We start from the raw sequence: 25,294 nt of genomic DNA on the forward strand, positions 1-25,294 counted from the left end.
AATCAACCCGTGTCAACGTTGTCGAGGTCCACGGGTAGCCCCTCGCGGCGATAACGGGCGAGCGATTCCGACAAGCTGCGGCCCAGATCTTCCAGTGTAACCGTCTCGAGCCGCCGATCGATCGGATCGGTGGAGCGGAGCACGTCGGCGATCGCCAGCTGCGCCTGGGTGATCCGGTCGATCACCTGCAGGCTGTGCATATGCCGGCGCAGCGTTTCGCTGTCGCTCGCAAGGTCGAACGCCAGTTCGGCGAGCAGGCCGGTGAGACCGACCAGCTCATCCGCCAGTGCATAGGCCATGGCGGGCTCCATGCCGTCGAGCGACGGGTCCGCCCCAGGGACGGGAATGGCGCGGATGATCGATTGATGGATCATTTGCCACACAATTTCAGGATCGTGCCGGCCAGCTGGTCCGCCGGCACCGCCTGCGTCGCGATCCGCCGCGACATCACGAAGCCGTCGGCGCGCCGTTCCGCCGGCACGATGCCGTAGCTTCCCCCCGCCTGCAGCGCGCGGACGCCGGCATCGCCATCCTCGCCGTCGGCCCCGAGCAACAGCCCGACCGCTTCGGCGCCGGCAGCCTTGGCGATCGAGGCGAACAGGATCGAGATCGACGGCCGCTCGCCCGCCACGGGATCGCGCGGCAGCATGCGGAGGCGCCCGTTCGGCCAGCCGTCGACGACGACATGATGCTCGCCCGGCGGCGCGAGGTAGATCGTACCCTGTTCGATCGCCATGCCATCCTCGGCCAGCACGATCCGCGGCGCGATCTCGGCGGCCATCGTATCGATCATCGTACCGGCAAGGCCTGCGCCCAGATGCTGGACGACGACGGTCGGCGGGCAATTCGCCGGAAAGGTGCCGAACAGGTCGAACAGCGCCTGCGTGGCGGCCGCCTCGCCGCCGATCGCGACGATCCGGCCGTTCCAGTCGAGCGGCGGAGCGGCGACGGGCTTCGCACCGCCACTCGGCTTGACCGCCGCGCCCTTCGCGGCCTTGATCCGCTTGCCGAGCTTGCTCAGGATCTTGTCGAATTCCGCGGCGACGGCGACCTTTGGCTTGGGGAAACAGTCGATCGCCCCCAGCCGAAGCGCCTCGATCGACGCCTCCGCGCCGGCTTCGGTGCGGGTCGAGAACATGATGATCGGCATCGGCCGCGATGCCATCACCTCGGCCAGATATTCGAGGCCGCTCATTCCCGGCATCTCGACATCGAGCGTGATGACGTCGGGGTGCAGCTGTTCGCGCATCGTGCGGGCTTCGTCGGCACCGCCCGCCGATCCGACGACAGCAACGCCGGGAATGCGTTCCAGCGCGCCGGACAGCAGGGCGCGCATGGTGAGGGAATCATCGACGACTAGGACTTTAACCGGGGCAGCCATGGCGGTGTTCACTTTCTGTGGCGGGTCTGCGGCGTTCAGGCGGCGTCGGCGAGCGGCATCGACGGGTCGGTGAGCCGTTCGAGCGCCAGGATCAGGATCAGGCGCTGATCGATCGTCGCGAGCCCTTCGAGGTAGTTGGCGGCGGGCGTTTCGCCGATGTCGGGCAGGGGCTGCATGCCGTCGGCGGGGACGGTGACGATGTCGTTCACCGCGTCGACGATCAGGCCCTGCAACTGGTCGCCGATGCGGACTACGATGATGACGTGACGCGACGACGGATCGGTCATGCCCCAGCCGAGGCGGTGGCTGAGATCGAGCACGGGCAGGACGACGCCGCGCAGGTTGACGACGCCGCGGACATGCGGCGGCACGTTGGGCAGCGGCGTCGCGGGCGACCAGGCGCGGATTTCACGGATCGCCATGATATCGACGCCGAGAACCTGCTCGCCGATCTGGAAGGTGATGAGCTGACGGGACATGGAAGGTCTCCTGAAGGGCGATCAGTGCAGGACGCGGCGGATCGCCGCGGCCAGCTTGTCGGGATGGAAGGGCTTGACGATCCAGCCGGTCGCGCCGGCGGAGCGCGCGCGATTCTTCTTCTCGTCGGAACTCTCGGTGGTCAGCACCAGGATCGGCAGGTTGCGATGGCGATCCTCCGCACGCACCTTTTCGATCAGGCCGAAGCCGTCGAGCCGGGGCATGTTGATGTCGGTGATCAGCAGGTCGGGTTCGATCCCGTCGAGCCGCTCCAGCGCATGGACACCGTCCTCGGCCTCCAGCACCTTGTAGCCGAGATCGGTCAATGCCGCCTTCAGCAGCATGCGCATGCTGGGCGAATCGTCCACGGTCATGATCGTACCGGACACGGATTTTCCTTCGTTGGGGGAATGTTGCATCAGAAGAACTCCACATCGCCGAGCTGTGCGGCGGGGATCGGAGGCGCGACGAGGCGGGGGCGTTCCGCGGGCCGGTCGGCGGCGATGCGGCACCGGGCGAGGCCCAGCGTCGGCCGGAATTCGACGCGCCGCGCACCGTGCCCGCCGACATCCTCGCCGACCAGCGCGATGCGCTCGTCACGCAGGAAGCGCCTGGCGAACAGTGCGTTGGTCGCGCCGATATCGCGGAACCCGTCGCGCAGGCTAGCGCCGCCATAGATGCGCGCCTTCAGGTTGGAGCGCGACGCGCCCATCGCCATCATGGCGTTGATCAGCACCTCCATCGCATAGACGCCGTAACGCTGCAGCGAGCGCACGTCGGTGTCGCCGTTGCCGGGTTCCGCCAGCAGGAAGTGGTTGAGGCCGCCGACTTTCGCGACCGGATCGTACAGGCAGGCCGAGATGCAGCTGCCGAGCACCGTCGTCATGATGACGCCGGCATCGTTCGATACCCTGGTCTCGCCCTGCATGATCGTCATGCGGACGAGGCCATCGGCCGGTCTGGGCAAGGCGCTCACGCCCGGCATTCCGACAGCAGCCGTGCGGCGATCCGCGCGAGCGGCAGCTGGACGGTCACTGCACCGATCCGGTGTGCGGCGGCGGGCATGCCGTAGACGACGCAGCTCTCTTCGTCCTGGCCGATGGTCATCGCTCCCCTTTCTTTCATGATCTTGAGTCCTTCCGCGCCATCCGCCCCCATGCCGGTCAGGATCGCTCCGACCGCCGATGCGCCGGCCCAGCGTGCGACCGACAGGAACAGGCGATCGACCGAGGGACGGTGGCCGCTCATCTTTTCGTCCACGACCAGCCGGCAGCGGCGCAGCGGCCCGCCAGTGATTTCGCAATGATGCGTGCCCCCCGGCGCGACATAGACGTGGCCCGGTTGCAGCGGTGCACCCGACCGGGCGACGCTGACGTGCGGTGCCGACAGGCGGTCGAGCCGTGCGGCGAAGGTCGGGACATAGGCCTCGGGCATATGCTGCACGATCACCGTCGGCGGGCAGTTGGCGGGAAAGCCGGACAGCAGCTCGATCAGCGTCTCGACGCCGCCGGTCGACGATCCGATCGCGATCATCGCATCGGCACGAGGGACGTAGCCCTGCGGCGGCTGCCCGGTTTCCGCGACGAAGCGAGGTCGGACCCGGCTGTTCGCAGCGGCCTTGACCAGCCTCGTGAGTTCTTCGCCCAGATCGCTGCCGAATGCCCGGTCGGGCTTCTGGTAGCAATCGAACGCACCCAGTTCGAGCGCGCGGACCGTCGCATCGGCGCCGCGCCCGGTCAGCGTCGACAGCATGACGACGGGCATCGGTCGCAGCCGCATGATCTTGTCGAGGAATTCCAGCCCGTTCATGCCGGGCATCTCGATGTCGAGCGTGATGACGTCCGGCGCCAGCTGCTTGATCATGTCGCGTGCGGAGGCGGTGCCGTCGGCGGTGCCGACCACCTCGATGTCCGGATCCTGCGACAGAGTGTGCGACACCATCGCGCGCATCGTCGGCGAATCGTCGACGATCAGCACACGCGTGCATGGCCGCGGCCGTCGCATGCCCGATGGCGCGGCCGGATCGGTGATGCTCATGCGTCGTTCTTCAGGAACGTCGTGCGACCGACGCAGGTGAAGCGCGTGGCGACGGATGCCGCCAGCCGTTCGGAATGACCGATGTACAGGAACCCGCCGGGCGCCAGCTGATCGGCGAGCCGGGTCTGCAGCCGCTCCTTGGTCGGCTCGTCGAAATAGATCATGACGTTACGGCAAAAAATCGCGTCGAACCGGCCCTTGATCGGCCATGGCTCGATCAGGTTGAGCTTGCGGAAGCTGACACGGTCGCGGATCAGCGGGTGAACCTCCGCGCGATCGTCCACCTTGGTCATCCACGTCGAGCGCAGCGGTAGCGGAACGCCCGCGGCGGTATCCAGCGCGTAGCGGCCGGCGGCGGCGGCAGCCAGGATCTCGGTCGACAGGTCGGTGGCGAGGATGCGCAGATCGGTGCGCGACAGGCGCTGGCCGGTGCCGCGCTCCTTGCCGAACATCGCCATCAGCAGCGAATAGGGCTCCTCGCCGCTCGAGCAGGCGGCGGACCATATCCGCACCTTGCCGCGCGCGGACAGGCGCTGTTCCAGCGCGGGCCAGGCATGTTCCATGAAATGGTCGAAATGGTGCGATTCACGGAAGAAGCTGGTGTGATTGGTGGTCAGCGCGTTCAGGGCGGCGGTGCGTTCCTTCGCATCGTGGCCGATCAGCGCGATATAGTCGGCGAAATTGGTCAGGCGGCATGACCGCACGCGGGGTGCGAGACGGCCGTAGACCAATTGCATCTTGCCGGGCGGCAGCAGGATCGCCGATTCCTCGTAGACCATGGCGCTGATCGCCTGATGATCGGCGGGCGTGAAATGAAATTCGGCTTGCCGGTCGCCGGTGCGGGCTGCGGCGCTCATGCCGCCAGTCCGATCGGTGCGGCGACGAGCCGGGGATCGCGTCGCCAGCGCGAGATCAGGGCATCGACGTCGAGGATCAGCGCGACGCGGCCGTCGCCCAGGATGGTGGCGCCTGCAAGGCCGGGAATCGCCTCGTAATTGGCCTCCAGGCTTTTCACAACCACCTGGCGCTGGTCCTGGATCGAGTCGACCATCAGCACGGCCTGGCCGGTATCCGATTCGACGACGATCAGCACCGCCTGCGAGGGATCGCTCTGCGCGCCGTGGATGCCGAGCTGTTCGGCGACGCGATGCACCGGCACGTACGATCCGCGGACGTCGAGCAGCGAGGCGGTCGGACCGAGCACCTTCACGCCCGCATCGGTCGGGCGCAGGCTTTCGACGATGTGGCTCAACGGAATGACGAAGGTCTGGTCGCCGACGGTGACGATCATGCCGTCGAGCACCGCCAGCGTCAGCGGCAGCGACAGCGCGAAGCTGGAGCCGGAACCGAAGTTGGAATTGATCCCGATCCGCCCGCCCAATGCCTGGACGTTCTTGCGCACCACATCCATGCCGACGCCCCGGCCGGAAATGTTGGACACGGTTGCCGCGGTCGAGAAGCCCGGTGCGAAGATCAGATTGTCGATATCCTCGTCGCTCAGCACCGCATCGGCAGCGATGATGCCACGCTCCACCGCCTTGCCGCGGACACGCGTACGGTCGATGCCACGTCCGTCGTCGGCGACGGTGATGACGATCCGTCCGGAATGATGCGCGGCGGACAGGGTGACCACACCCTCTTCGGACTTGCCGGCGGCGAGGCGGTCGGCGGGTGTTTCGAGGCCGTGATCGACGGCGTTGCGGATCAGGTGAGTGAGCGGTTCGCCGATCCGTTCGACAACGGTCTTGTCGACCTCCGTCATCTCGCCGACGATATCCAGGCGGACCCGTTTGCCGGTTTCCAGCTCCAGTTCGCGGATGATCCGCGGCACGCGGCTGAACACCGTCTTCATCGGCTGCGCGCGGATCGCCATCGTCGATTCCTGCAACTCGCGGGTCAGGTGATCGAGGTCGGTCAGCTCGCTGATCCCGCCCATCGCATGTTCCGACAGGCGCTGCGCGAGCATCGCCTGGGTGATGACCAGCTCGCCGACCAGGTTCACGAGCCGGTCCAGCTTGTCGAGGTCGACGCGGATCGTCTGTGCCGGGGGCGGTACGGCGGAACGCGACGCGGCGGCATCGGCGATCGGTACGATCGTCGCGACCGGCGTGATCCCTGCCGGTGGCGCGATCGCCGGTTCGACCGTCGGCTCGTCTCCGTCATCGAGATCGGTCGCGGTGTCTTCGACCGGCGCGGCGACATCGGCGCGGGTCAGGGTGAGTTCGCATGCACCCATGAATTCGAAGATCGCGCGGATATCGTCCTCTGCGGCCTCAGCCGGGACGATCACCGTCCAACCGAGATACGAACGATCGGGCCGAAGGTCGTCGAGCAGCGGCAGGCGCGATACATCGACCGAGACCGTCTCGCCGTCGAGCATCCCCAGTTCGCGCAGCAGCAGCAGCGGATCGCCGCCGTTTTCCAGCGCATCGATACCGGGGACGAAGGTCACCCGCCACTCGCCCACACCGGCGGGCGTCGCGGCCGGCGCTTCGCAGAGCGCGAACAGGTCGTCGAAATCGTCGAGCGGAGGCGTGGACGGCACGACATCGGCCACCGTCGTCGGCGTAGCCGCCGCGACCAGACGGGCCAGCATCGCGGTGTCGACCGGCGCATCGCCGCCATCACGTGCCGCGGCGACATGATCGGCCAGCATGTCGAACGCGCTGACGATCGTGCCGAGCAGGTCGGGTGTCAGCGACAGCGTGGCGTTGCGGACCAGATCGAGCAGCGTTTCGTATTCATGGGTGAACGCCTGCAACCGTTCATGCCCGAACGCTCCCGCGCCGCCCTTGATCGAATGCACGGCGCGAAAGATCGTGTTGATCGTCTCGTGATCGTAGTCGCCCTGCCGGACGAGGGCGAAGCTCGCCTCCATCATCGCGAGGCCTTCGTCGCATTCCTGGAAGAATATCTGCTGGATCTCGTCGAGATTCATCATGCGTCCTTTCAGACGACCGGATCGCGCACGGCGTCGAGCCGGGCGAGGGTGATCATGCGGGCGAGGGCGTCGCTCGGGTTATCGAGTCGAAAGCCGACGCCGCGCGCGATGGCGGTGAGGCGGGCGCTGGCCAGGACCTGAAGGCAGGCCTGCCCGATCCGCGCGACCTCGTTACCGTCGAGGTGCAGGGGTTCGCCACGGTCGATCGATGCGGAGAGCGTGTCACGCAGCGCGGTGGCGGCAGACGTATCGAGCGTGGCGGGGAGCGGATGAGCAGCCATGGTGTGCGACCTTCCCGGGGGGATCAGAATTCGGACCAGTCGTCCGCGGCAACGGCCACGGCGGCGGATCGACCACCGCGCGACTGCGCGGCCAGACGACGGCCCGCATCCGCGGCACGCTGTTGCAGGCGATGCACCGGCTGGTTCGATGCTCCGTTGCCGTTCGCCGCGTGCGACGTACCGTTTTCGATCTTGAAGCGGGCGACATGGCGGGCGAGTTCGTCCGCTTCCGTCGACAGGCTGCGGGCGGCGGCGGTGGCCTCTTCGACCATCGCGGCGTTTTGCTGCGTCACGCCGTCCATCTCGCTGACCGCGGTGTTGACCTGTTGCAGCCCATTGGCCTGCTGGTCGGCGGCGGTGGCGATCTGCGACACCAGCGTGCTGATTTCGGCGATGCGGCCGATGATGCGCTGCAAGGCCTTCCCCGTCTCGCTGACCAGCTCGACGCCGGCGTCAACCTGTTCGGACGACGCCATGATGCGGGTCTTGACGTCCTTGGCGGCCTCGGCGGAGCGCTGGGCGAGCGCACGCACTTCGGATGCGACGACGGCGAATCCGCGTCCAGCATCGCCGGCGCGTGCCGCCTCGACGCCGGCGTTGAGCGCCAGCAGATTGGTCTGGAAGGCGATGCCGTCGATGACCGAGATGATTTCGGAGATCTCGTTCGACGAGCGTTCGATGCCGCTCATCGCGTCGACCGCGCGGCGCACCACCTCACCCGACTGCTCGGCCTCGACGCGCGCTTCCTCGACGACGCCGTTGGCACGGTTCGCGCCGGCTGCGGTCTGACGCACGGTCGAGGTGATCTCGTCCATCGCCGCCGCGGTCTCTTCCAGGCTGGCGGCCTGTTGCTCGGTCCGCTGCGACAGGTCGTCCGACGCCTTGCGGATGTCGATCGCGCCGTTGCTGATCCCGCTGGTCGCTTCGGTCACCGCGGTCATCGTGTCGGCGACGGCGTCCAGCGCGCGGTTGTAATCGGCGCGGAGGCGCTCGTAATCGGCGGGGAAGGCCTGGTCGATCCGGTAGCTGAGGTCGCTGGACGCCAGCCGGGTCAGTCCCTCGCCCAGCGCGGACACCACGACCTGCTGCGCGGCCCCGGCGTGTTGCACCGTCTCGGCGTTCTGCTTGAACACCTCCATCGCCCGGGTCATCCGGCCCACGCAGTCGCGATAGTCGGTGAACTGGATCGGCGCATCCAGATCGCCCGCCGCGAGCGCTTCCATGCGGACGACGGTGGTGACGTAGGGATCGCTGATCATCTTGCCGCTGAGCAGGACCGTGACGACCGTGGTCGCGAACAGCGCAGCCGAGATCCCCATATAGATAGTCGCCTCGGCCGGCATGGCCTGCGCCGCGAGGAACGTGGTCACCACCCCGCCGCCCGCGATCGTGCTGTGGAGGAGAAGGAGCGTCTTGAACTTGGTGCGGATCGGCGCGTTCTTCTTGAACCAGGAAAACATCGGCATGTCCTTCGATCGATTGAGCGGGACGAGCCGGCACGACGTTGGCGACCCGGGAACTCGGGTTATCGACATGGCGGCATCTGCGTCCGTATTGGACAGACAATGGTGAAGGACGGGTAAAGCATGTCGATATTGGACGAATTATTTCACTGATCCGACGGCAAGTCGCGACCTGCGCGCGTCCGTGTGTCGTGCATCGCTGGTTGCAACGAAGGAGAGGGACATGACGTGCTACGGACTGGGCGATGTCGAGCCGGCGATCGGGGCGGACGTGTATGTCGCCCCCGGCGCGCACGTCATCGGCGACGTCATATTGGGTGATCGCGTGTCGATCTGGTTCGGCGCGGTCGTGCGCGGCGACAACGATCCGATCCGCATCGGCGCGGAGAGCAACGTACAGGACGGGGCGATGGTCCACGCCGACCCCGGCGTGCCCACGACGATCGGCCGCGGCGTCACGATCGGCCACCATGCGATCGTCCATGGCGCCACGGTCGGCGACAACAGCCTGATCGGCATGGGCGCGACATTGCTCAATCGCGCGGTGATCGGCGCCGATTCGATCGTCGGGGCGAACGCGCTGGTGACCGAGGGAAAGGCGTTCCCCGCCGGGTCGCTGATCGTCGGCAGTCCGGCGCGCGTGCTACGGCCGCTGACCGACACCGAAATCGCCGGGCTGCGCGTGTCGGCCGCGACCTATGTCGCCAACGCGCGCCGCTATGCCGACGGTTTGCGGCCGGTCTAGCCGTATCGTTCCGCTGCTTCGGCGACGAAGCGAACACATGCCCCCGGTGCGGTGATCGGGATCATGTGGCCGCCATCGATTACCTCGAGCCGCGCGTCCGGGATCTGCCCGGCGGTGCGATGACCGTGCAACGCCGGGTCGAGGATCGCGTCGTCGCGGCCGAACAGGATGGCGGTCGGCACCGTCAGTGTCGGATAGCGTGCGGCGATGGCCGCGACGTCGGTGCCGCCGGAGTGAAGATCGGCCGATGCCGCCGCGATGTTGGCGGGCCTCTGGCTCAATGCACCTCCGCCGCGGGTGATGAAATCGGCCGGCGGCGTTTCGGGCGCGAAGACGGCTTGCAGCACGCGATCGGCGGTCAGCCGGCTCATCGGTGTGCCGAGCGTCTGCGCCATCAGCCGGCGCAGCGACGGCGGGATCGCGGCGAGCCCCCTGAATGCATCCGGTACGTCGTCCTGCGCCTGCGACAGCGGTGCGATCAGGGCAAGGCCACGCACCAGCTCCGGCCGGTCGAGCGCCAGGGCCAGCGCCACCGCTCCGCCGAGCGAATGGCCGACGAGCAGCGGGCGATCGAGGCCCAGCGTATCGATGAACCGGCCGATGATCGCCGCCTGTTCGGGAATCGTCGGTTCGCCTTCGTCGTCCGCCGTGGAATAGCCCGATCCCGGTCGGTCGACCAGAATGACGCGGTGATCGGCGGCGAGCGGCTCCAGCATCGCATAGCTGAAGTTGCGCAGCTGGCCGCTCAGCCCATGGATCATCACGATCGCCGGGCCGCTGCCCTGATCGACATAATGCAGCCGCGCACCTTCTACCTGGATATGGCGGCCGTCCTGCGGCACCAGCCGCTCCGCCTCGCGCGCGATACGGTCGGAATAAAAGGACAGGCCCAGCCCGCCGGCGGCGGTCAGCGCGGCGCTGCCGAACACCGTTCCAAGCATCCAGCGTGTGCCGCTCTGCATCCGTGCCTCCCGTCCAAAGAGAGACAGTGTAGCACGTCAGGCGGTCGTGACGATCCCGTCCGCGACGACGACCGGCCATGGCGTCAGACGCTGGCCGATACATGGCCCGCCGACGCACAATCCCTCGTCCAGCGTGAACAAGGCGCCATGCCAGCTGCACGCGATCATCTCGCCCGACGGCGTCAGATAGTCGTCGAGCTGCTGCGCCAACGGCACGCCCGCGTGCGGGCAGCGATCGACATAGCCGACCGCCGTATCGCCGCGGCGCACCACGAAACCATGGAACCGACCGGCGCGCATCTGCAGGACGAAATTGCGCGCCTTGCCGTCGCCGATGTCCGCCAGCGGCGCGAGCGCGACGCCCGCCGGGGTCGCGGTGAGGCGTTCGGTCATGCGTCGGCGCTCATGCGTCCGCGTCGGGCTGGCGGCTCGGATGCGCGGCCTCGGCGAGCGCGGCGGCGCGTCTCGCCGCGGCGACGAGATGCGGGTAGGGCATTGTATCCACGCCGAACCGCTCCGCCGAATACAGCGCCGGCACGACGACGCAATCCGCCAATGTGGGCGTCGTGCCATAAGCGAAGTCGCCGCCATGCCGCATGATCAGCGTTTCCAGCGCGGCGAACCCGGCGGTCATCCAGCGCGCCATCCACGCGTTTACCTGATCCTCCGATGCGCCGAAATCCTGCCGCAGCGCCTTCAGCGTGCGCAGATTATGCAGGGGATGCACGTCGGTGACGATCGTCTGCACCATGCTCCGCACGATCGCGCGACCGTCCGCATGGGCAGGCAGCAGCGCTGGCTCGGGGAAACGCTCGTCCAGCCATTCGAGGATCGCGACGCTCTGGGTGATGATCAGTCCGTTGACCTCCAGCGCCGGCACCAGCCGCTGCGGGTTGAGCGCGGCATAGTCGGGCGCGGCCTGCCCGCCGGTGCGCAGGTCGTGGTTGACCTGTTCGTACGCCAGCCCCTTCAGCGCCAGCGCGATGCGGACGCGATAGGCCGCGCCCGAGCGCCAATAGCCGTGCAGGATCATGGCAATACCGCCTTGGGGAAGTCCGCCCACACCGCGTCGTAATCGAGCTGGCTGTGCTCCAGTGCGTATGACGTCGGCTTATACGGCCAGCAACTTTCCAGCATGAAGGCCATCGTGCCCTCGATCTTGTGCGGCTTGAGGTCGGCGGCGGATGCGCCCTGCCAACTGGCGAGGTCGGGGCCGTGGCCTGCCATCAGATTGTGCAGCGAGATGCCGCCGGGGGCGAACCCCTCCGCCTTGGCATCGTACGCGCCGGTGATCAGGCCCATCGCCTCGGACATGATGTTGCGGTGGAACCACGGCGGGCGGAACGTGCCCTCCGCCACCATCCAGCGCGGCGGGAAGATCACGAAATCGGCGTTGGCGCGGCCGGGCACGTCGGAGGGCGAGGTCAGCAGCGTGAAGATCGACGGATCGGGATGGTCGAAGCTGACCGTGTTGATCGTGTTGAAGCGCGACAGGTCGTAGCGCCAGGGCGCGAGGTTGCCGTGCCAGGCGACGACGTCGAGCGGGCTGTGATCGAGCGTCGTCGTCCACAGCGACCCCATGAACTTCTGGATCACCTGCGTCGTGTCGTCGCGATCCTCGAACCACGCCACCGGCGTTTCGAAATCGCGCGGGTTGGCAAGGCCGTTGGCGCCGATCGGGCCGAGATCGGGCAGGCGGAACAGGCTGCCGTGGTTCTCGCAGACATAGCCCTTCGCCGCGCCGTCCGGCAGCAGGGCGCGGAAGCGGACGCCGCGCGGGATCAGTGCGATCTGGCCGGGTGCGACCGCGATCCGGCCGAGTTCGGTGAGCAGTTCCAGACGCCCGGCTTGCGGCACGAACAGCAATTCGCCGTCCGCGTCGGTGAAGACGCGGTCCGTCATGTCCGCGCTGGCGGCGTAGACGTGGAGCGCGACGCCCTCCAGATCGGCGGGATCGCGGTTGGCGAGCATCGTCGTCATGCCGTCGATCAGGTCGGTGCCGGACGCGGCGTCGGCTATCGGATCCCAGCGGAGGCGATTGGGGGCTAGCGGCGCGTCGGTGGTGCCGGGGGCGAAGCGCTTTGCGCCCTCGTAGCGGACGTAGGGTGGATGCTCGGCGGTCGGGCGCATCCGGTAGAGCCACGAGCGGCGGTTCTCATGGCGCGGCGCGGTGAAGGCGGTGCCGCTGAGTTGTTCGGCGTAGAGGCCGAAGGCAGGGCGCTGCGGCGAATTGCGGCCGATCGGGAGCGCGCCGGGGACGGCCTCGGTCGAAACGTGGTTGCCGAAGCCGGGGATGTAGTCGCTGTCGGGGTGGTGGGTTGTCATTGTTCTGGCGTCCTCTCCTGCTCCACCACCCCTTGCCGCAAACTCGCCGTCACCCCCCGGACTTGTTCCGAGGTCCACCCATCCGCAGCGGAAGGCCTTTGAGCCTCTTGCTTCTCACGTTGCCGCGGAGTGGATCCCGGAACAAGTCCGGGATGACGGAGGAATTTAGGCGTCGACGGTGATCACGCCGCGACGGATTTGGTCGAGTTCAATGCTTTCATACAGCGCCTGGAAATTGCCGTTGCCGAAGCCCTCATTGCCCTTGCGCTGGATGATCTCAAAGAAGATCGGACCGACCATCGTCTCGGTAAAGATCTGCAACAGCAGCCCTTCCTCGCCGACGTTGCCGTCGATCAGGATGCGGTTGGCGCGCAGGCGTTCCAGGTTCTCGCCGTGGTTCGGCACGCGCTTGTCGACCAGTTCGTAATAGGTCTCGATCGTGTCCTGCAACTTGACGCCACGCGAGCGCAGCTTCTCGACGGTGGTGTAGATGTCGTCGGTGGTCAGCGCGAGGTGCTGGATGCCTTCACCATTATAATCGCGGATGAATTCCTCGATCTGGCTTTTGTCGTCCTGGCTCTCGTTCAGCGGGATGCGGATCGCACGGTCCGGCGCGATCATCGCCTGGCTGAAAAGGCCGGTCGCCTTGCCCTTGATGTCGAAATACTTCTGTTCTTCGAAGCCGAATATCTGGCCGTAGAAGGTCGACCATGTCCGCATCTGGCCACGACGTACGTTGTGGGTGAGGTGGTCGAGCAGGTCGAGTCCGACGTTGTTGGCGGCCTCCGCCTCGGCGGCGCCGGGGGTCTGCTTCCAATCGTCGTACACGCTGCCAGCCGCACCATGGCGATCGACCAGATACAGCAGCGAACCGCCGATCCCCTCCAGCGCCGGAATCCCGTCCAGCGCGGCCCCTGCCGGTGCCGGCTTCGCGCCGCGTTCGATCGCCGCATCATAGGCTGCCTGCGCATCCTGCACGCGGAACGCCATCGCGCTGGCCGACGGGCCGTGCGCCGCGCGGAAATCGGCAGCATGGCCGCTCTCCTCGCGGTTGAGCAACAGGTTGATCCTGCCCTGTTTGTAGCGGGTCAGCGCTTTCGTCGGATGGGTCGCGGCGACAACGAAGCCCAGTGCCTCGAACTGCGCGGCGAGCGCGTCGGGATCGGGCGAGGTGAATTCGCAGAATTCGAACCCGTCGAGGCCCATCGGGTTGACGTCCATATGTTCCATCGTCGCTGCTCCGATTGGTATCATTCGTTACCAATCGTGTGCGTCATTGCCAAACTGGTGTCAACTGATACGAAGCCATCATGGCTGCCAAGCGCCTCGTCCTGGATGATTTCATCCCGTATCGCCTGTCGATCACGTCGAACCTCGTCAGCGATTCGATCGCGCGAGCATATGAGTCGCTGTTCGGCCTGACCATTCCGGAATGGCGGCTGATCGCGGTAATCGCCGAAACCGGCGGCATCACCCAGCAGGCGATCGGTGCCAGGACGCTGATGGACAAGGTGACGGTATCGCGTGCCGCCATTGCGCTGGTCGATCGTGGCCTGCTCGTGCGGCAGGCGAATCCCGAGGATCGCCGCTCGCACTTGCTCGAACTGACCGACGCCGGCCGCGACCTGTACGCCGCCGTCTCGCCCAAGGCGCTCGATCTCGAAGACCGCATCTTCGCCGCGTTCGATCCGATCGAGGTGGCGCAATTCATGGACATGCTCCGCCGTGTCGAAGCGGTAACTGTCGCGATCGGGCGTTAGCGGCGAACAGCGACGCTCCGGCACAATTGTGCGACAATTGCCGTTTAGAGGCCCCGTCAGGATACGAATAAAGGGGCAGTTATGCGTTTGGCGGCGGTGATGATGATGGCGGCGAGCTGGCCGGCGATGGCGGCGGCACAGCAGGTGCCCGCGCCTGGCCCGGTTTCGGCCCCCGTCCCGGCGCAGACGACGACCGCTCCCACTGCCGCGCCCGCGACGGGCACGGCCCCGCAGGACCAGCCGGCCGCCGTCGCCGCCGACCCGACCGTGCCTGCCGCCGCCGCCGCACAGTCGCCCTCCGTGCCGCAGACGACCGCGGCGCAATCCGATGCCGAGGAGGGCGAGGAGAACGAGATCGTCGTCACCGGTCGGCGACCGCCCGGTTCGGTGGTGGGCGACATTCCCGCCGAACAGATCCTCAGCCCCGCCGACATCCGGAGCTACGGCGTCAGCAGCGTCTCCGACCTGCTCACCGAACTGGCGCCCCAGACGCGCAGCGGTGCGGGGGGGCCGCCGGTGGTGCTGCTCGACGGCAAGCGTATCTCCGGCTTCCAGGAAATCCGCGATATCCCGACCGAGGCGATCCTGCGCGTCGACATCCTGCCCGAAGAGGTCGCGCTGAAATACGGCTATACCGCCGATCAGAAGGTCGTGAACTTCGTCCTGCGACGCCGCTTCCGCTCGACCACGGTCGAGCTCGCCGATGTCATCCCGACGGAGGGCGGCAAGAACAGCCCGCAGGGCGAACTCGACCTGCTCACCATCCGCAGCGGATCGCGCTTCAACCTGCACAGCACCTATCGGCAAAGTTCGGCGCTGACCGAATCGGAGCGTGACATCGCGTTGGCGACGACCGAAGGCGGCACCAGCAGCTTCGACCAGCGGCCGTTCCGCACGCTGCAGCCGTTCAGCCGCAACTTCGGCACCAACGCCACCTTCGCGCAACCGATCGGCGACGTCTCCGCCTCGATCAACGGCGAACTCAACGCGACGCAGTCGGTCGGCCGCTTCGGCCTGCCGCTCGACGCGGCGGGCATTCCGATCAGCCGCGATCCGCTCGAACAGCGCAACAACAACGTCACCGGCCACGTCGGCACCAGCCTCAACGGGCGGCTCAGCCCGCGCTGGCTGTGGACCGTCACCGGCGGTTTCGACCGGGCGGAGAGCAACACGTATACCGAACGCAACGGCGATGGCGTGCCGAACCGCGCCCGGTCGATTTCGAACAGCGGCGAGGTGCAGGCCCTCGCCAACGGTCCACTGTTCTCGCTGCCCGCCGGCGACGTGTCGACCGCGATCCGCGTCGGTGCCGACACCAGCGATTTCACCAGCCGCTCGGTGCGCGGCGGCCTCGCCACCACCGGCGACGTGTCGCGCGACAGCGCCAACGGCCGCATCAACGTCGACCTCCCGATCGCCAGCCGCAGCCGTGCGGTGCTCGGCTGGCTTGGCAATCTGTCGCTGAACGGGAATGCCGCGGTCAACCGGCTGTCGGATTACGGCACGCTGACCTCCTATGGCTATGGCCTTAACTGGGGCCCGATCGAAGGCGTGCGGGTGATCGGGTCGATCAACCAGCAGGAGATCGCCCCCAGCGCCGCGCAACTCGGCAATCCGGTCGTCGTCACGCCGAACGTGCGCGTGTTCGACTTCGTGCAGGGCCAGACGGTGACGGTGACGACGGTGACCGGCGGCAACCCCGACCTGCGATCGAGCGACCGGCGCGTCACCCGCCTCGCACTCAACCTGAAACCGTGGAGCGCCAAGGATCTGACGCTCACCGCCAATTACACCAAGCAGGATGTGCGCAATCCGATCCAGGGGTTGTCGTCGGCGACGTCGGTGTTCGAGGCCGCGCTGCCCGGTCGCTTTATCCGCGACGCGGACGGCAACCTGACCCGTGTCGACCGGCGATCGGTCAATTTCGCGCGATCGGAGACCGAGAACATCCGCTGGGGGATCAACTTCTCCAAGCCGATCAAGTCCAAGATCCAGAAGCAGATCGAGGCGTTCCGCGCCGGCACCGGACCGAACCCGTTCGCCGGACTACGTTTTCCCGGTGCCAATGGACGTCCCGGTGAGGGCGGACCGGGGCAGCGAGGCGGCGGCGCACCGGGCGCTGCTCCCAATGCGGCCGGCACCGATGCACCGCCGCAGGGCGATCGGCCCAATGCTGGTGACCGCCCGGCCGGCGATGGCGCGCAGGCCAACGGCGGCGGCGAGGGCGGTGGACGTGCGCGCGGGGGCTTCGGCGGCGGCGGCGGCGGTGGCCGTGGTTTCGGTGGCGGCGGCGGGCGCGGCGGCCAGGGTGGCGGCCGCATCCAGTTCGCCTTCTACCACACGTTGAACCTGACCAACCGGTTGACGCTGGCGGAGGGGGGACCGGTGCTCGACGCGTTCAACGGCGACATCATCGGCTCCTCGACCAGCGACGGCCAACCGCGCCATGAATTCGAAGGGCAGGCGGGCTATTCCAACAACGGCATCGGCGTGCGCCTGTCGGCGAACTACGCTACGGGCGCCAGCGTCAACGGCGGCACCGCGGCCAACCCGACGCCCTTGCGCTTCGAAGGGCTGGCGACCGCCGACCTGCGCCTGTTCGCGGACCTCGGCCAGCAACTGGAACTGGTGAAGGCCCATCCCTGGGTCCGTGGTGCGCGTGTCACCTTGTCGGTTGATAACATCTTCAACAGCCGCCAGCAGGTCCGCGACGCCGCCGGCCTGACGCCGATCACCTACCAGCCGGACTATCGCGATCCTCTGGGTCGCACGATCCGGTTGAGCCTGCGCAAGCTGTTCTTCTAGGGACGGAAAGAAGGTTGGTTCGCGCGGAGGCGCGGAGAAGAAAGAAGAAGGTCTGCGGGGGCCGCGTGCTGCACCGCAGGCCTTCTGACCGAGTGATGAAAGCGGCTGCGCCGCGGCGGCATCCCTCTTCTTCTCCGCGTCTCCGCGTGAATCACATCTTCTAAAGCCCGATCCGCGTTGCCAGCCAGTCCGCCGCCTGTTCCGGCGTCCGCTTGTCCGCGTCGCGATCGACCTGATAATTCGCCTCGCGCATTGCACTCACCGGAATGCGCCCGACCAGCGGGGTCAGCGCCGCAACGAACTTCGCGTCTTTCGCCCGCGCCGGTGCGACCATCAGCAGCGCATTGTAGCTGGGTATCGCATGCCGCGGATCGCTCAATACCGTCAGCCGGTCCGCCGCGATCCGTCCGTCGGAAGAGAAAGCGGAGATCACGTCCGCCCCGCCACTCGCCAGCGCACGGTACATGAAGGTCGGCGCATAGGGCGTCGTCGCCTTGAACCGCAATGGATAGGCCTTGCGTACCGCCGTCCATTCCGGCCGTTCGAGGAATTCAAGGTCGCTGCCCAGCGTCAGCCCCGGCGCCGCATCGACCAGATCGGCCAGGCTCTCGATCCCCCGCCGCTTCGCATCGTCGCCGCGCATCGCAAAGGCATAGGCATTCTCGAACCCCAGCGATCCGATCGACCGCACGCCGCTGGTAGCCTGCGCCCAACGCCCGATCCCGGCGACCATCGCCTTCGGATCGGGCACGTCGGTCCGTCGCATCGGCCCGGTCCAGAGGGTGCCCGCATATTCGACATAGACGTCGACGTCGCCGCCGCTCAGCGCGCCGTAGATCACCGCCGACCCCAGCCCGTCGCGATAGCGGACGGTATAGCCGGCGCGCTCCAGCCGGTCGCCGATCAGCCGTGCGAGGATATATTGCTCGGAGAAGTTCTTGGCGCCGATGGTTACGACCGTGCCGTCCGCGCGCTGCCACAGCGGTGCGGTGGCGAGCAGCAGCCCGACGATCAGCGCGACGCTTGCGCCGATCCACAGTGGCCGGCGCCGCCGCGCGATGCCGCGCTCGATCAGCCCGATCAGCGCATCGGCGGCCAATGCCAGTCCTGCCGCGGCAAAGCAGCCCGCCAGCACCAGCGCCCAGTTCTGCGTCTGCAACCCGGCGAAAATCATGTCGCCAAGGCTCGGCTGCCCGACCGTGGTCGACAGCGTCGCCGCGCCGATCGTCCACACCGCCGCGGTGCGGATGCCGGCGATCAGCACGGGTGCGACCAGCGGCGCCTCGACCAGCCGCAATGTCTGGGCCGACGTCATCCCGACCGCCTGTGCCGCCTGTCGCACCGCCGGATCGATCCCGGTCAGCCCCGCGACGCCATTGCGGATGATCGGCAGCAGCGCATACAGCGTCAGTGCTATGAGTGACGGCAGGAAGCCGAGCGCCGGTATGCCGCCGCCGACCAGCGCCGACAGCCACAACAGCAACGGATAGAAGAGCGCGAGCAGCGCAAGGCTGGGCACCGTCTGCACCAGACTGGCGCACCCGAGGATGACGTTGCCCGCGCGCGGCCGGCGTGTTGCAAGGATGGCGAGCGGAAGGCTGATCACGATCCCGAGCACCAGCGCCGCCGCCGACAGCAGGACATGCTGCGCCAGTAACGGCGGCACCCGGCCGAGCGCGTCGAGAAAGGCGCTCATGCCGACAGGGCCCGCAGTCGCTCTGCCTGATGACGGGGCACCGCGACCAGCGCCTGTGCGGCGTCCCCGCCGCCGCCGTTCAGCAATGCGGCAGGGGTGGCATCCGCGACGATCCGCCCCGCCTGCATCACCAGCACCCGATCGGCGAGCAGCAACGCCTCCGCCATGTCGTGCGTGACGAGGATCGTGGTCAGCCCCAGCCGATCGTGCAGCGCGCGTATCTCGCCACCCAAGGCGTCGCGCGTCACTGGATCGAGCGCACCGAACGCTTCGTCGAGCAGCAGCAGTTTCGCCCCCGGTGCCAGCGCCCGCGCGATGGCGACACGCTGCCGCTGTCCGCCCGACAGCGCATCCGGCATGCGACCGGCGAGGTCGCGGGGCAGGTCGACCAGTTCGAGCAGCGCGACCACGTCGGCGGGCGGTTCGCCGGCGATGCGTGGGCCGATGCCGATATTCTCGGCGACGGTCATGTGCGGGAACAGGCCGATGCTCTGGAAGACATAGCCGATGCGCCGCCGCAGCGCCGGGGCGGGGCCGCACGCGACATCCGCGCCGTCCAGCAGCACGCGGCCCGACGTGGGTTCGATCAGGCGATTGATCGTTTTGAGCAGCGTCGATTTGCCCGACCCCGACGCACCGACCAGCGCGACGAAGCTGCCCCGCGCGATGCTCAGGTCGACCTGGTCTATCGCCAGCGTATCGCCATAAGCCTTGGTGACGGCGTCAAAACGGAGCGATTCTGCTGGCATCGGACGCGACGATGCGGGATGCCCGGATCAAAGTCCAACGAATGGACCGACCGGAGAGGGAACGGCATGAGCGATGTGAAGGCGATCTTCATCACGGGTGGCGGATCGGGCATCGGCCGTGCGGTCGCGCGACTGTTCGCCGAGCGGGGATGGCGGGTCGGGATCGCCGACGTCAACACCGCCGGCCTCGCCGAAACCGCCGCGATGCTGCCTCGCGGGATGGTCGAGACCTATGCCATGGACGTGCGCGACCGCGATGCGTGGACCGCCAGCCTGAATGCCTTCGTGCAGGCCAGCGGCGACCGGCTCGACGTTTTGTTCAACAATGCCGGGATCGGCACCGGCGGGCCGCTGGCGGAGGCGGATTTCGACGCGATCGACCGGACGGTGGCGATCAACCTGACGGGCGTGCTGAACGGTGCGCGGATCGGCCACGCCTATCTGGCGCGGACCCCGGGATCGGTGTTGCTCAACACCTCGTCGGCGTCCGGCATCTACGGGTCTTCCGGTCTCGCAACCTATTCCGCGACGAAATTCGCGGTACGCGGCCTCAGCGAGGCGCTGGACGGCGAATGGTATCGCGAGGGGATCAAGGTCCGCTGCCTGCTGCCCAGCTTCATCGAAACGCCGTTGCTCGACGGCGTCGCCGGCGGCACCAACCGTTCGATCCGCGAGGCGGTGACCGGTGCCGGCCTCGAACTGACCCCCGTCGATACGGTGGCAGAGGCGGCGTGGAAAGCGGTGCACGGCGACACCGTCCACACCTATGTCGGCAAGACCGCCGATCGCCTCCGCTTCGCAGCGCGCTGGATGCCGGGCGTGTTGCGCAAGCGGATGCGGCGGTCGATGCGCTGACCTATTCGTCGACTATCGCGTCGATCGCCTCCGCCATCTCGATATCGCGGCCCGACAGTCCGCCGGCATCGTGGGTAGTCAGCAGGATTTCGACGCGGTTGTAGACGTTGCGCCATTCGGGATGGTGATTGGCCTTTTCCGCCATCAGCGCGACCTGCGTCATGAAGCCGAATGCCTCGACGAAATCGGCGAACACGAGACTGCGGGTGATCGCATCGCGCGCCTCGTCATAATCCCATTCGGGCAGACCATCGAGCGCGTCGGCGCGTTCGGCTTCGCTGAGGGGCTCGATCATGCGTGCGTGTTCCTTGCTGGAGGGCAAGCAGACGGGGTATGGCGGCGGCGATGAACGGGCAAGATGCTTATGGACCGGCGCCGGACGCCGAGGCGATCGAGGGAATCGCCCGCGACACGATCGCGCGACTGCCGTCGACGTTCGCCACGCATCTGGGCGACGTGCTGTTGCTGGTGGAGGAAGAAGCAGATGCGGAGACGCTCGCTGCATTGGGTCTGGAGCACCCTCTCGACCTGACCGGCCTGTATCACGGGCGGCCGTTGGGCGAGAAATCGTCGATGGATTCCGGCACGATGCCCGATCGCATTCATCTGTATAGACAGGCGATCCTCGCCGAGTGGGCCGAAACCGGGGTGCGGCTGGACGATCTGGTCCGTCACGTGACCATTCACGAAATCGGCCATCATTTCGGCCTGTCCGACGACGACATGCACGCGCTGGAAGACGCTGTGGCGGATTGAGCGCACTGGCCCTCGCCGATGTCGCCTGCGCGCGCGGCGGGCGCATGTTGTTCGAGGGGCTGGGTCTGTCGCTCGGGCCGGGCGACGCGGCACTGGTGACCGGACCCAATGGAGTCGGTAAATCCAGCCTGCTGCGGATCGCGGCGGGACTGCTCCGGCCGGCGGCGGGGACGGTGAACCGGAATGGCGACGTGGCGCTGCTGGCCGAGGCGCATGCGCTCGATCCGGAAGTATCGTTGATGCGCGCACTCGCCTTCTGGATCGACGATCGCGCCGCGGCGGCTCTCGCCGCGACAGGGCTGGCCGGACTGGGCGAGGTGCCGGTGCGGGTCCTGTCTACCGGACAGCGGCGGCGGGCGGGGCTGGCCCGCGTTATCGGCACGCGGGCGGCGATCTGGCTGCTCGACGAACCTGGCAACGGGCTCGATAGTGCCGGGATCGCGCTGCTGGAATCGGCCGTGGCGGTGCATCGGGCCACCGGCGGTATCGTCGTCATCGCGACGCACCAGCCGGTCGACCTGCCCGGCGCGGTGCCGGTGAGGCTCGGCTGATGATGTTCGTCAGCCTCGTCGGGCGCGATCTGCGACGCGCGTGGATGGGCGGCGGGGCAGGCTGGCCGGTCGCTTTCTTCCTGCTGGTCGCGTGCCTGTTCCCGTTCGCGGTCGGGCCGGATGCCGCCTTGCTGGCGCGGATCGGCGGCGGTGTGATCTGGACGGCGGCTTTGCTCGCGGCGCTGCTGCCGGTCGAGCGACTGGTGGGCCCGGATGTCGAGGCGGGGGTGATCGATCAATTGGCGGTGCGAGGCGTGCCGCTGGCGCTGATCGGCCTCGCCAAAACGACCGCGCACTGGATCGGATTCGCGCCGCCGTTGATGGCGGCCGCGATCGTCGCGGCGGGATTGTTCGACCTATCGGCGGCGACCGTCTGGCGTATCGAACTGGGCCTCGCCATCGGCACGCCCGGACTCGCGGCACTTGCCGTGGCGACATCCGCACTGATCGCGGGATTACGCGGCGGCGGGGCGGTAGCCGGACTGGTCATGTTGCCGCTGGCGATCCCGCTGCTCGTCTTCGGCGCGGGATCGCTCGATGCCACTGCGGGGGAAGGAGCCCTCAAGCTGCTGGGCGCGGTCAGCCTGTTACTGGTGGCCGGCGCACCTTGGATCGCTGCCGCTGCGATGCGGGCCCGGATGGATTAGGGTCAAATTCAGGATTGATGATCCGAAGCATAGACCATCGCTGCGGCCGTACCGGTTGCCGGTTTTAAATGAAACCATTCAGGGCGATCGATCGCGGTAAGAAATGCGAGGACGGTCAGGCCGAACATCAACAGGGCAAGCCTGCCCCACAACGGATTCAGCGGCTGATCGTCGGTACGGTTATTGGTGTTGTCGTCGTTCGTCTGCATCGTTGTGCCTCCTTCGTGGGCAACAGCATATGCACATCAAAATTCTTCCGTACGACGAGCGTTCCGTAACGAATTCTTGCTGCGCTGCAGCGAGTGGCGGATGCGCGACGAATAGTGAGCGATGCCAAAAGCTTCGACGCTTTGTAACATTGCATGGCGGCCGATCGACGATCGGGCGGCAGGCCTTTAGCGGCTCCAGCGTGCCCAGATCGCCGTCGGCAGGGCAAGGCCGCGTGCTTCTTCACGCACGCCCAGTTCCCCCGCCTCGACCGTGCCGGGCAGGTCGGCGAACAGCTGGGTCAGCAACTCCCCGATCGCCAGCGCGGACATGCGCACCGCGTACACCGTCAGGAACAGGAAGCGGCTGTCCGCATCGATCAACTTGCGGCAGTCGGCGAGCAGGCGCGGCAGATCCTCCTCCAGCCGCCAGATCTCGCCCTCCGGCCCGCGGCCATATTTCGGCGGGTCGAGCAGGATACCGTCGTAGCGGCGATTGCGACGCACCTCGCGCGCGATGAACTTGGCGGCGTCGTCGATGATCCAGCGTACCGGCGCGTCCTGCATGCCCGACAGCGCGGCATTGGCCTTCGCCGCCTCGATCGACTTCTTCGATGCGTCGACGTGCACCATTTTCGCGCCGGCGCTGGCCATCGCCAGCGTGCCGACGCCGGTATAGCCGAACAGATTCATGCACTCCGCGCCCGGCTTGTCGGCGACCTGCTCACGCATCCAGCTCCACACCGGCGCCATGTCGGGGAAAAAGCCGAGGTGGCGGAACGGCGTCGTCTGCGCGGTAAAGCGAACCTCGTTCCACTTCAGCGGCCAGCCTTCGCGCGGCACCGGTTCGGCAAAGACCCAGCGGCCGCCGCCGTCTTCATCGCTGGCGGGGACGAATTCGCCATGCGCCTTCCAGTTTTCGGTCGCGGGCGCCCACATCGCCTGTGGTTCGGGGCGGACGAAGCGGAAGCGGCCATAGCGTTCGAGCTTCTTGCCATGCCCCGAATCGATCAGGCCGTAATCCGCCCAGGGTTCGCCGATCAGCGTGTCGAGCTTCACCGCATTCAACCCTTCGGCACCGCGCGTTCGGCGATGTAGCCGGTCACCGCCTCGAACGTGCCGGGCAGCTCGGCGAAGCGCTCCTCGCGGTCGAACAGGTCGCCGATCCGGCCGGGCAGTTCGGGACGCTGGCCGGTGGCGCGCTCGACGGCGTCGCGGAACTTGGCGGGGTGCGCGGTGGCGAGCGTTACCACGGGCACGTCGCTCGGGTGGCGGCGGGCGGCGGCGAGCGCGATCGCGGTGTGCGGGTCGATGACCTGACCGGCATGCTCGTGCGCCCAGCGCATCGCCAGTGTCATGTCGTCCAGATCGACGCGGTCGCTGGCGAACAGGTCCGCGCCGGTGTGCTGTTCGTCGGTGAGGCGCATCGCGCCCGACGATTCGAAGCCCTGCATCTGCGCCGACAGCGCCGCGCCGTCGCGCGCGCCGAGGTCGAACAGCAGGCGCTCGAAATTGGAGCTGACCTGGATGTCCATCGACGGGGTCGGCGTCTGCTGGACTACGCCCTTGCTGTAATCACCCGCCGAGATCGCGCGGTGCAAGATGTCGTTGACGTTGGTCGCGACGATCAGCTTCGAGATGGGGAGGCCCATCTTCGCGGCCACGTAACCGGCGAACACGTCACCGAAATTGCCCGTCGGCACCGAAAAGGCGACGACGCGATCGGGCGCGCCGAGGCGAACCGCGGCGTAGAAGTAATAGACCACCTGCGCCATCAACCGCGCCCAGTTGATCGAATTGACCGCCGAGAGCGCGAACGTGCCCGAGAAGCCGGGATCGTTGAACATCCGCTTCACCAGCGCCTGCGCGGTGTCGAAATCGCCGTCGATCGCGATGTTGTGGACGTTGGGGGCGAGCACCGTCGTCATCTGGCGGCGCTGCACGTCCGACACGCGGCCGGCGGGGTGGAGCATGAAGATATCGACGCCCTGCCGACCGGCGATCGCGTCGATCGCGGCGGAGCCGGTGTCGCCGCTGGTCGCGCCGACGATGGTGAGGTGCTTGTCCGTGCCGGTCAGGAATGTCTCGAACAACAGGCCGAGCAGCTGGAGCGCGACGTCCTTGAACGCCAGCGTCGGGCCGTGGAACAGTTCGAGCAGCCACTGGTCATGGTCGAGCTGGACCAGCGGCGTCACCGCGGCGTGACTGAAACGGCCATAGGCCTGCGTGCACAGGTCCTTCAGCTCTGCCGCGGTCAGCGCGTCGCCGACGAAGGGTGTCATCACCGCGACGGCGGTGTCGACATAGGACAGGTTGGCGAGGCCAGCGATCTGATCGCGGGTCAGGCTGGGCCATGCCTCCGGCAGGTAGAGGCCGCCGTCCGACGCCAGCCCGGCGAGGGTGACGTCACGGAAATCGAGGGCGGGCGCGGCCCCGCGGGTGCTGACATAGCGCATCGCGGCTGGGTAGCGGGCGAGGGCGTGAGGGGCAACGGCGGGATTCTTGGGGCGAGGCACGGTGGGGCTATCGCCCGGACGGAGCGGCGGAGAGGTGATTTGCCGATTCGAACGTTCGGAAGTTGCCGAAGTTGACGGTACGTCTGTGTCGAAAACGCCGCCTTGCCCGGTGCCGCAGGACACGCGGGTGGGTCGGTTGCG

At 67.4% G+C, this 25,294-nt stretch carries 28 protein-coding genes; 7 read left to right on the forward strand and 21 right to left on the reverse strand.

The annotated features are described in order from the left end of the window. Positions 1-2: 2 nt before the first annotated feature. The 10 genes from NF699_12895 to NF699_12940 form a co-directional block, all read right to left on the reverse strand. Positions 3-374 (reverse strand): hypothetical protein, encoded by a 372-nt coding sequence (locus NF699_12895; protein USU03959.1) that lies wholly within the window; start codon positions 372-374, stop codon positions 3-5. Beyond that, positions 371-1,336 (reverse strand): response regulator, encoded by a 966-nt coding sequence (locus NF699_12900; protein USU03960.1) that lies wholly within the window; start codon positions 1,334-1,336, stop codon positions 371-373. Before NF699_12900 ends, NF699_12895 begins: the two co-directional genes overlap by 4 nt. Before the next feature lie 80 nt (positions 1,337-1,416). Continuing rightward, entirely contained in the window at positions 1,417-1,860 is a 444-nt protein-coding gene (locus NF699_12905) for a chemotaxis protein CheW (protein USU03961.1), read from the reverse strand. A 21-nt stretch (positions 1,861-1,881) separates the two neighbouring features. Further along, complete coding sequence (locus tag NF699_12910; GenBank protein ID USU03962.1) at positions 1,882-2,247, reverse strand: response regulator; 366 nt, start codon at positions 2,245-2,247, stop codon at positions 1,882-1,884. Positions 2,248-2,276: 29 nt separating this feature from the next. Next, a complete protein-coding gene (locus tag NF699_12915) occupies positions 2,277-2,843 on the reverse strand; it encodes a chemotaxis protein CheD (GenBank protein ID USU03963.1) in 567 nt (188 codons plus the stop codon). Continuing rightward, on the reverse strand, positions 2,831-3,862 hold the full coding sequence (locus NF699_12920) for a chemotaxis response regulator protein-glutamate methylesterase (protein USU07084.1): 1,032 nt from the start codon (positions 3,860-3,862) through the stop codon (positions 2,831-2,833). Before NF699_12920 ends, NF699_12915 begins: the two co-directional genes overlap by 13 nt. A 29-nt stretch (positions 3,863-3,891) precedes the next feature. Then, complete coding sequence (locus NF699_12925; GenBank protein USU03964.1) at positions 3,892-4,752, reverse strand: protein-glutamate O-methyltransferase CheR; 861 nt, start codon at positions 4,750-4,752, stop codon at positions 3,892-3,894. Next, positions 4,749-6,833 (reverse strand): chemotaxis protein CheA, encoded by a 2,085-nt coding sequence (locus tag NF699_12930; protein ID USU03965.1) that lies wholly within the window; start codon positions 6,831-6,833, stop codon positions 4,749-4,751. The genes NF699_12925 and NF699_12930 overlap by 4 nt, the downstream gene beginning before the upstream one ends. An 11-nt stretch (positions 6,834-6,844) precedes the next feature. After that, positions 6,845-7,117, reverse strand: a complete 273-nt coding sequence (locus NF699_12935; GenBank protein ID USU03966.1) for an STAS domain-containing protein — start codon at positions 7,115-7,117, stop codon at positions 6,845-6,847. Positions 7,118-7,140: 23 nt separating this feature from the next. After that, the gene (locus tag NF699_12940; GenBank protein USU03967.1) at positions 7,141-8,583 is read right to left on the reverse strand and encodes a methyl-accepting chemotaxis protein; all 1,443 of its coding nucleotides are present in this window, start codon (positions 8,581-8,583) and stop codon (positions 7,141-7,143) included. A gap of 220 nt (positions 8,584-8,803) precedes the next feature. Between NF699_12940 and NF699_12945 the strand changes: the two genes are divergently transcribed. After that, positions 8,804-9,325 (forward strand): gamma carbonic anhydrase family protein, encoded by a 522-nt coding sequence (locus NF699_12945; protein USU03968.1) that lies wholly within the window; start codon positions 8,804-8,806, stop codon positions 9,323-9,325. On the opposite strand, the gene NF699_12950 is transcribed toward NF699_12945, so the two are convergent. From NF699_12950 to hppD, 5 genes are all read right to left on the reverse strand, one after another. Continuing rightward, positions 9,322-10,287: an alpha/beta fold hydrolase gene (locus NF699_12950; GenBank protein USU03969.1), complete on the reverse strand. Its 966-nt coding sequence runs from the start codon at positions 10,285-10,287 to the stop codon at positions 9,322-9,324. The two genes, NF699_12945 and NF699_12950, sit on opposite strands and share 4 nt — an antisense overlap. A gap of 36 nt (positions 10,288-10,323) precedes the next feature. After that, positions 10,324-10,680 (reverse strand): Rieske 2Fe-2S domain-containing protein, encoded by a 357-nt coding sequence (locus tag NF699_12955; GenBank protein ID USU03970.1) that lies wholly within the window; start codon positions 10,678-10,680, stop codon positions 10,324-10,326. Between the two features lie 10 nt (positions 10,681-10,690). Further along, positions 10,691-11,320, reverse strand: coding sequence for a maleylacetoacetate isomerase (maiA, locus tag NF699_12960; protein USU03971.1), 630 nt, complete (start codon positions 11,318-11,320; stop codon positions 10,691-10,693). Next, positions 11,317-12,612 (reverse strand): homogentisate 1,2-dioxygenase, encoded by a 1,296-nt coding sequence (hmgA, locus tag NF699_12965; GenBank protein USU03972.1) that lies wholly within the window; start codon positions 12,610-12,612, stop codon positions 11,317-11,319. Before hmgA ends, maiA begins: the two co-directional genes overlap by 4 nt. A gap of 165 nt (positions 12,613-12,777) precedes the next feature. Beyond that, positions 12,778-13,842, reverse strand: coding sequence for a 4-hydroxyphenylpyruvate dioxygenase (gene hppD / locus NF699_12970; protein USU03973.1), 1,065 nt, complete (start codon positions 13,840-13,842; stop codon positions 12,778-12,780). Between the two features lie 80 nt (positions 13,843-13,922). On the opposite strand from hppD, the gene NF699_12975 reads away from it, so the two are divergent. Further along, on the forward strand, positions 13,923-14,372 hold the full coding sequence (locus NF699_12975) for a MarR family winged helix-turn-helix transcriptional regulator (protein ID USU03974.1): 450 nt from the start codon (positions 13,923-13,925) through the stop codon (positions 14,370-14,372). Positions 14,373-14,453: 81 nt separating this feature from the next. Continuing rightward, entirely contained in the window at positions 14,454-17,177 is a 2,724-nt protein-coding gene (locus NF699_12980; GenBank protein ID USU03975.1) for a TonB-dependent receptor, read from the forward strand. Positions 17,178-17,337: 160 nt separating this feature from the next. Here NF699_12980 and NF699_12985 read toward each other — a convergent pair whose 3' ends face one another. Further along, positions 17,338-18,873 carry an ABC transporter permease/substrate-binding protein gene (locus NF699_12985; GenBank protein USU03976.1) on the reverse strand — a complete coding sequence of 512 codons (1,536 nt, stop codon included), beginning with the start codon at positions 18,871-18,873 and terminating at the stop codon, positions 17,338-17,340. Continuing rightward, complete coding sequence (locus NF699_12990; GenBank protein USU03977.1) at positions 18,870-19,622, reverse strand: ATP-binding cassette domain-containing protein; 753 nt, start codon at positions 19,620-19,622, stop codon at positions 18,870-18,872. The genes NF699_12985 and NF699_12990 overlap by 4 nt, the downstream gene beginning before the upstream one ends. Positions 19,623-19,688: 66 nt before the next feature. Here NF699_12990 and NF699_12995 point away from each other — a divergent pair, with 66 nt between their 5' ends. Then, complete coding sequence (locus tag NF699_12995) at positions 19,689-20,477, forward strand: SDR family oxidoreductase (GenBank protein ID USU03978.1); 789 nt, start codon at positions 19,689-19,691, stop codon at positions 20,475-20,477. Position 20,478: 1 nt separating this feature from the next. Here the strand turns inward: NF699_12995 and NF699_13000 are convergent, their stop codons facing one another. After that, positions 20,479-20,772, reverse strand: coding sequence for a 4a-hydroxytetrahydrobiopterin dehydratase (locus NF699_13000; protein ID USU03979.1), 294 nt, complete (start codon positions 20,770-20,772; stop codon positions 20,479-20,481). 50 nt (positions 20,773-20,822) lie between these two features. On the opposite strand from NF699_13000, the gene NF699_13005 reads away from it, so the two are divergent. Genes NF699_13005 through NF699_13015 form a run of 3 tightly spaced genes read left to right on the forward strand, consistent with a single transcriptional unit; the run spans position 20,823 to position 22,431 of the window. Beyond that, the gene (locus NF699_13005) at positions 20,823-21,233 is read left to right on the forward strand and encodes a metallopeptidase family protein (GenBank protein ID USU03980.1); all 411 of its coding nucleotides are present in this window, start codon (positions 20,823-20,825) and stop codon (positions 21,231-21,233) included. Positions 21,234-21,277: 44 nt separating this feature from the next. Further along, positions 21,278-21,784: a heme ABC exporter ATP-binding protein CcmA gene (ccmA, locus tag NF699_13010; protein ID USU07085.1), complete on the forward strand. Its 507-nt coding sequence runs from the start codon at positions 21,278-21,280 to the stop codon at positions 21,782-21,784. After that, entirely contained in the window at positions 21,784-22,431 is a 648-nt protein-coding gene (locus NF699_13015; protein USU03981.1) for a heme exporter protein CcmB, read from the forward strand. The genes ccmA and NF699_13015 overlap by 1 nt, the downstream gene beginning before the upstream one ends. Positions 22,432-22,439: 8 nt before the next feature. On the opposite strand, the gene NF699_13020 is transcribed toward NF699_13015, so the two are convergent. From NF699_13020 to thrC, 3 genes are all read right to left on the reverse strand, one after another. Beyond that, a complete protein-coding gene (locus tag NF699_13020; GenBank protein ID USU03982.1) occupies positions 22,440-22,640 on the reverse strand; it encodes a hypothetical protein in 201 nt (66 codons plus the stop codon). 186 nt (positions 22,641-22,826) lie between these two features. Beyond that, complete coding sequence (locus NF699_13025) at positions 22,827-23,696, reverse strand: class I SAM-dependent methyltransferase (protein USU03983.1); 870 nt, start codon at positions 23,694-23,696, stop codon at positions 22,827-22,829. 5 nt (positions 23,697-23,701) lie between these two features. Further along, positions 23,702-25,093, reverse strand: a complete 1,392-nt coding sequence (gene thrC, locus NF699_13030; protein ID USU07086.1) for a threonine synthase — start codon at positions 25,091-25,093, stop codon at positions 23,702-23,704. Positions 25,094-25,294: the final 201 nt, after the last annotated feature.

Source organism: Sphingomonadaceae bacterium OTU29LAMAA1, from assembly GCA_024072375.1.
In the GTDB taxonomy this organism is placed as follows: Bacteria; Pseudomonadota; Alphaproteobacteria; order Sphingomonadales; family Sphingomonadaceae; genus Sphingomonas.

Coding starts and splice junctions, on each gene's coding strand:
- NF699_12955 (USU03970.1), bottom strand. CDS start 10,680: ATGACCGAACGCCTCACCGCGACCCCGGCGGGCGTCGCGCTCGCGCCG.
- NF699_12895 (USU03959.1), bottom strand. CDS start 374: ATGATCCATCAATCGATCATCCGCGCCATTCCCGTCCCTGGGGCGGAC.
- NF699_12940 (USU03967.1), bottom strand. CDS start 8,583: ATGCCGATGTTTTCCTGGTTCAAGAAGAACGCGCCGATCCGCACCAAG.
- NF699_12900 (USU03960.1), bottom strand. CDS start 1,336: ATGCGCGCCCTGCTGTCCGGCGCGCTGGAACGCATTCCCGGCGTTGCT.
- NF699_12915 (USU03963.1), bottom strand. CDS start 2,843: ATGCCGGGCGTGAGCGCCTTGCCCAGACCGGCCGATGGCCTCGTCCGC.
- NF699_12905 (USU03961.1), bottom strand. CDS start 1,860: ATGTCCCGTCAGCTCATCACCTTCCAGATCGGCGAGCAGGTTCTCGGC.
- NF699_13005 (USU03980.1), top strand. CDS start 20,823: ATGAACGGGCAAGATGCTTATGGACCGGCGCCGGACGCCGAGGCGATC.
- NF699_13015 (USU03981.1), top strand. CDS start 21,784: ATGATGTTCGTCAGCCTCGTCGGGCGCGATCTGCGACGCGCGTGGATG.
- NF699_12945 (USU03968.1), top strand. CDS start 8,804: ATGACGTGCTACGGACTGGGCGATGTCGAGCCGGCGATCGGGGCGGAC.
- NF699_12950 (USU03969.1), bottom strand. CDS start 10,287: ATGCAGAGCGGCACACGCTGGATGCTTGGAACGGTGTTCGGCAGCGCC.
- NF699_12995 (USU03978.1), top strand. CDS start 19,689: ATGAGCGATGTGAAGGCGATCTTCATCACGGGTGGCGGATCGGGCATC.
- NF699_13000 (USU03979.1), bottom strand. CDS start 20,772: ATGATCGAGCCCCTCAGCGAAGCCGAACGCGCCGACGCGCTCGATGGT.
- NF699_12930 (USU03965.1), bottom strand. CDS start 6,833: ATGAATCTCGACGAGATCCAGCAGATATTCTTCCAGGAATGCGACGAA.
- NF699_12975 (USU03974.1), top strand. CDS start 13,923: ATGGCTGCCAAGCGCCTCGTCCTGGATGATTTCATCCCGTATCGCCTG.
- ccmA (USU07085.1), top strand. CDS start 21,278: ATGTTGTTCGAGGGGCTGGGTCTGTCGCTCGGGCCGGGCGACGCGGCA.
- NF699_13020 (USU03982.1), bottom strand. CDS start 22,640: ATGCAGACGAACGACGACAACACCAATAACCGTACCGACGATCAGCCG.
- hmgA (USU03972.1), bottom strand. CDS start 12,612: ATGACAACCCACCACCCCGACAGCGACTACATCCCCGGCTTCGGCAAC.
- hppD (USU03973.1), bottom strand. CDS start 13,842: ATGGAACATATGGACGTCAACCCGATGGGCCTCGACGGGTTCGAATTC.
- NF699_12980 (USU03975.1), top strand. CDS start 14,454: ATGCGTTTGGCGGCGGTGATGATGATGGCGGCGAGCTGGCCGGCGATG.
- thrC (USU07086.1), bottom strand. CDS start 25,093: ATGCGCTATGTCAGCACCCGCGGGGCCGCGCCCGCCCTCGATTTCCGT.
- NF699_12935 (USU03966.1), bottom strand. CDS start 7,117: ATGGCTGCTCATCCGCTCCCCGCCACGCTCGATACGTCTGCCGCCACC.
- NF699_12925 (USU03964.1), bottom strand. CDS start 4,752: ATGAGCGCCGCAGCCCGCACCGGCGACCGGCAAGCCGAATTTCATTTC.
- maiA (USU03971.1), bottom strand. CDS start 11,320: ATGATCCTGCACGGCTATTGGCGCTCGGGCGCGGCCTATCGCGTCCGC.
- NF699_12985 (USU03976.1), bottom strand. CDS start 18,873: ATGAGCGCCTTTCTCGACGCGCTCGGCCGGGTGCCGCCGTTACTGGCG.
- NF699_12920 (USU07084.1), bottom strand. CDS start 3,862: ATGCGACGGCCGCGGCCATGCACGCGTGTGCTGATCGTCGACGATTCG.
- NF699_12990 (USU03977.1), bottom strand. CDS start 19,622: ATGCCAGCAGAATCGCTCCGTTTTGACGCCGTCACCAAGGCTTATGGC.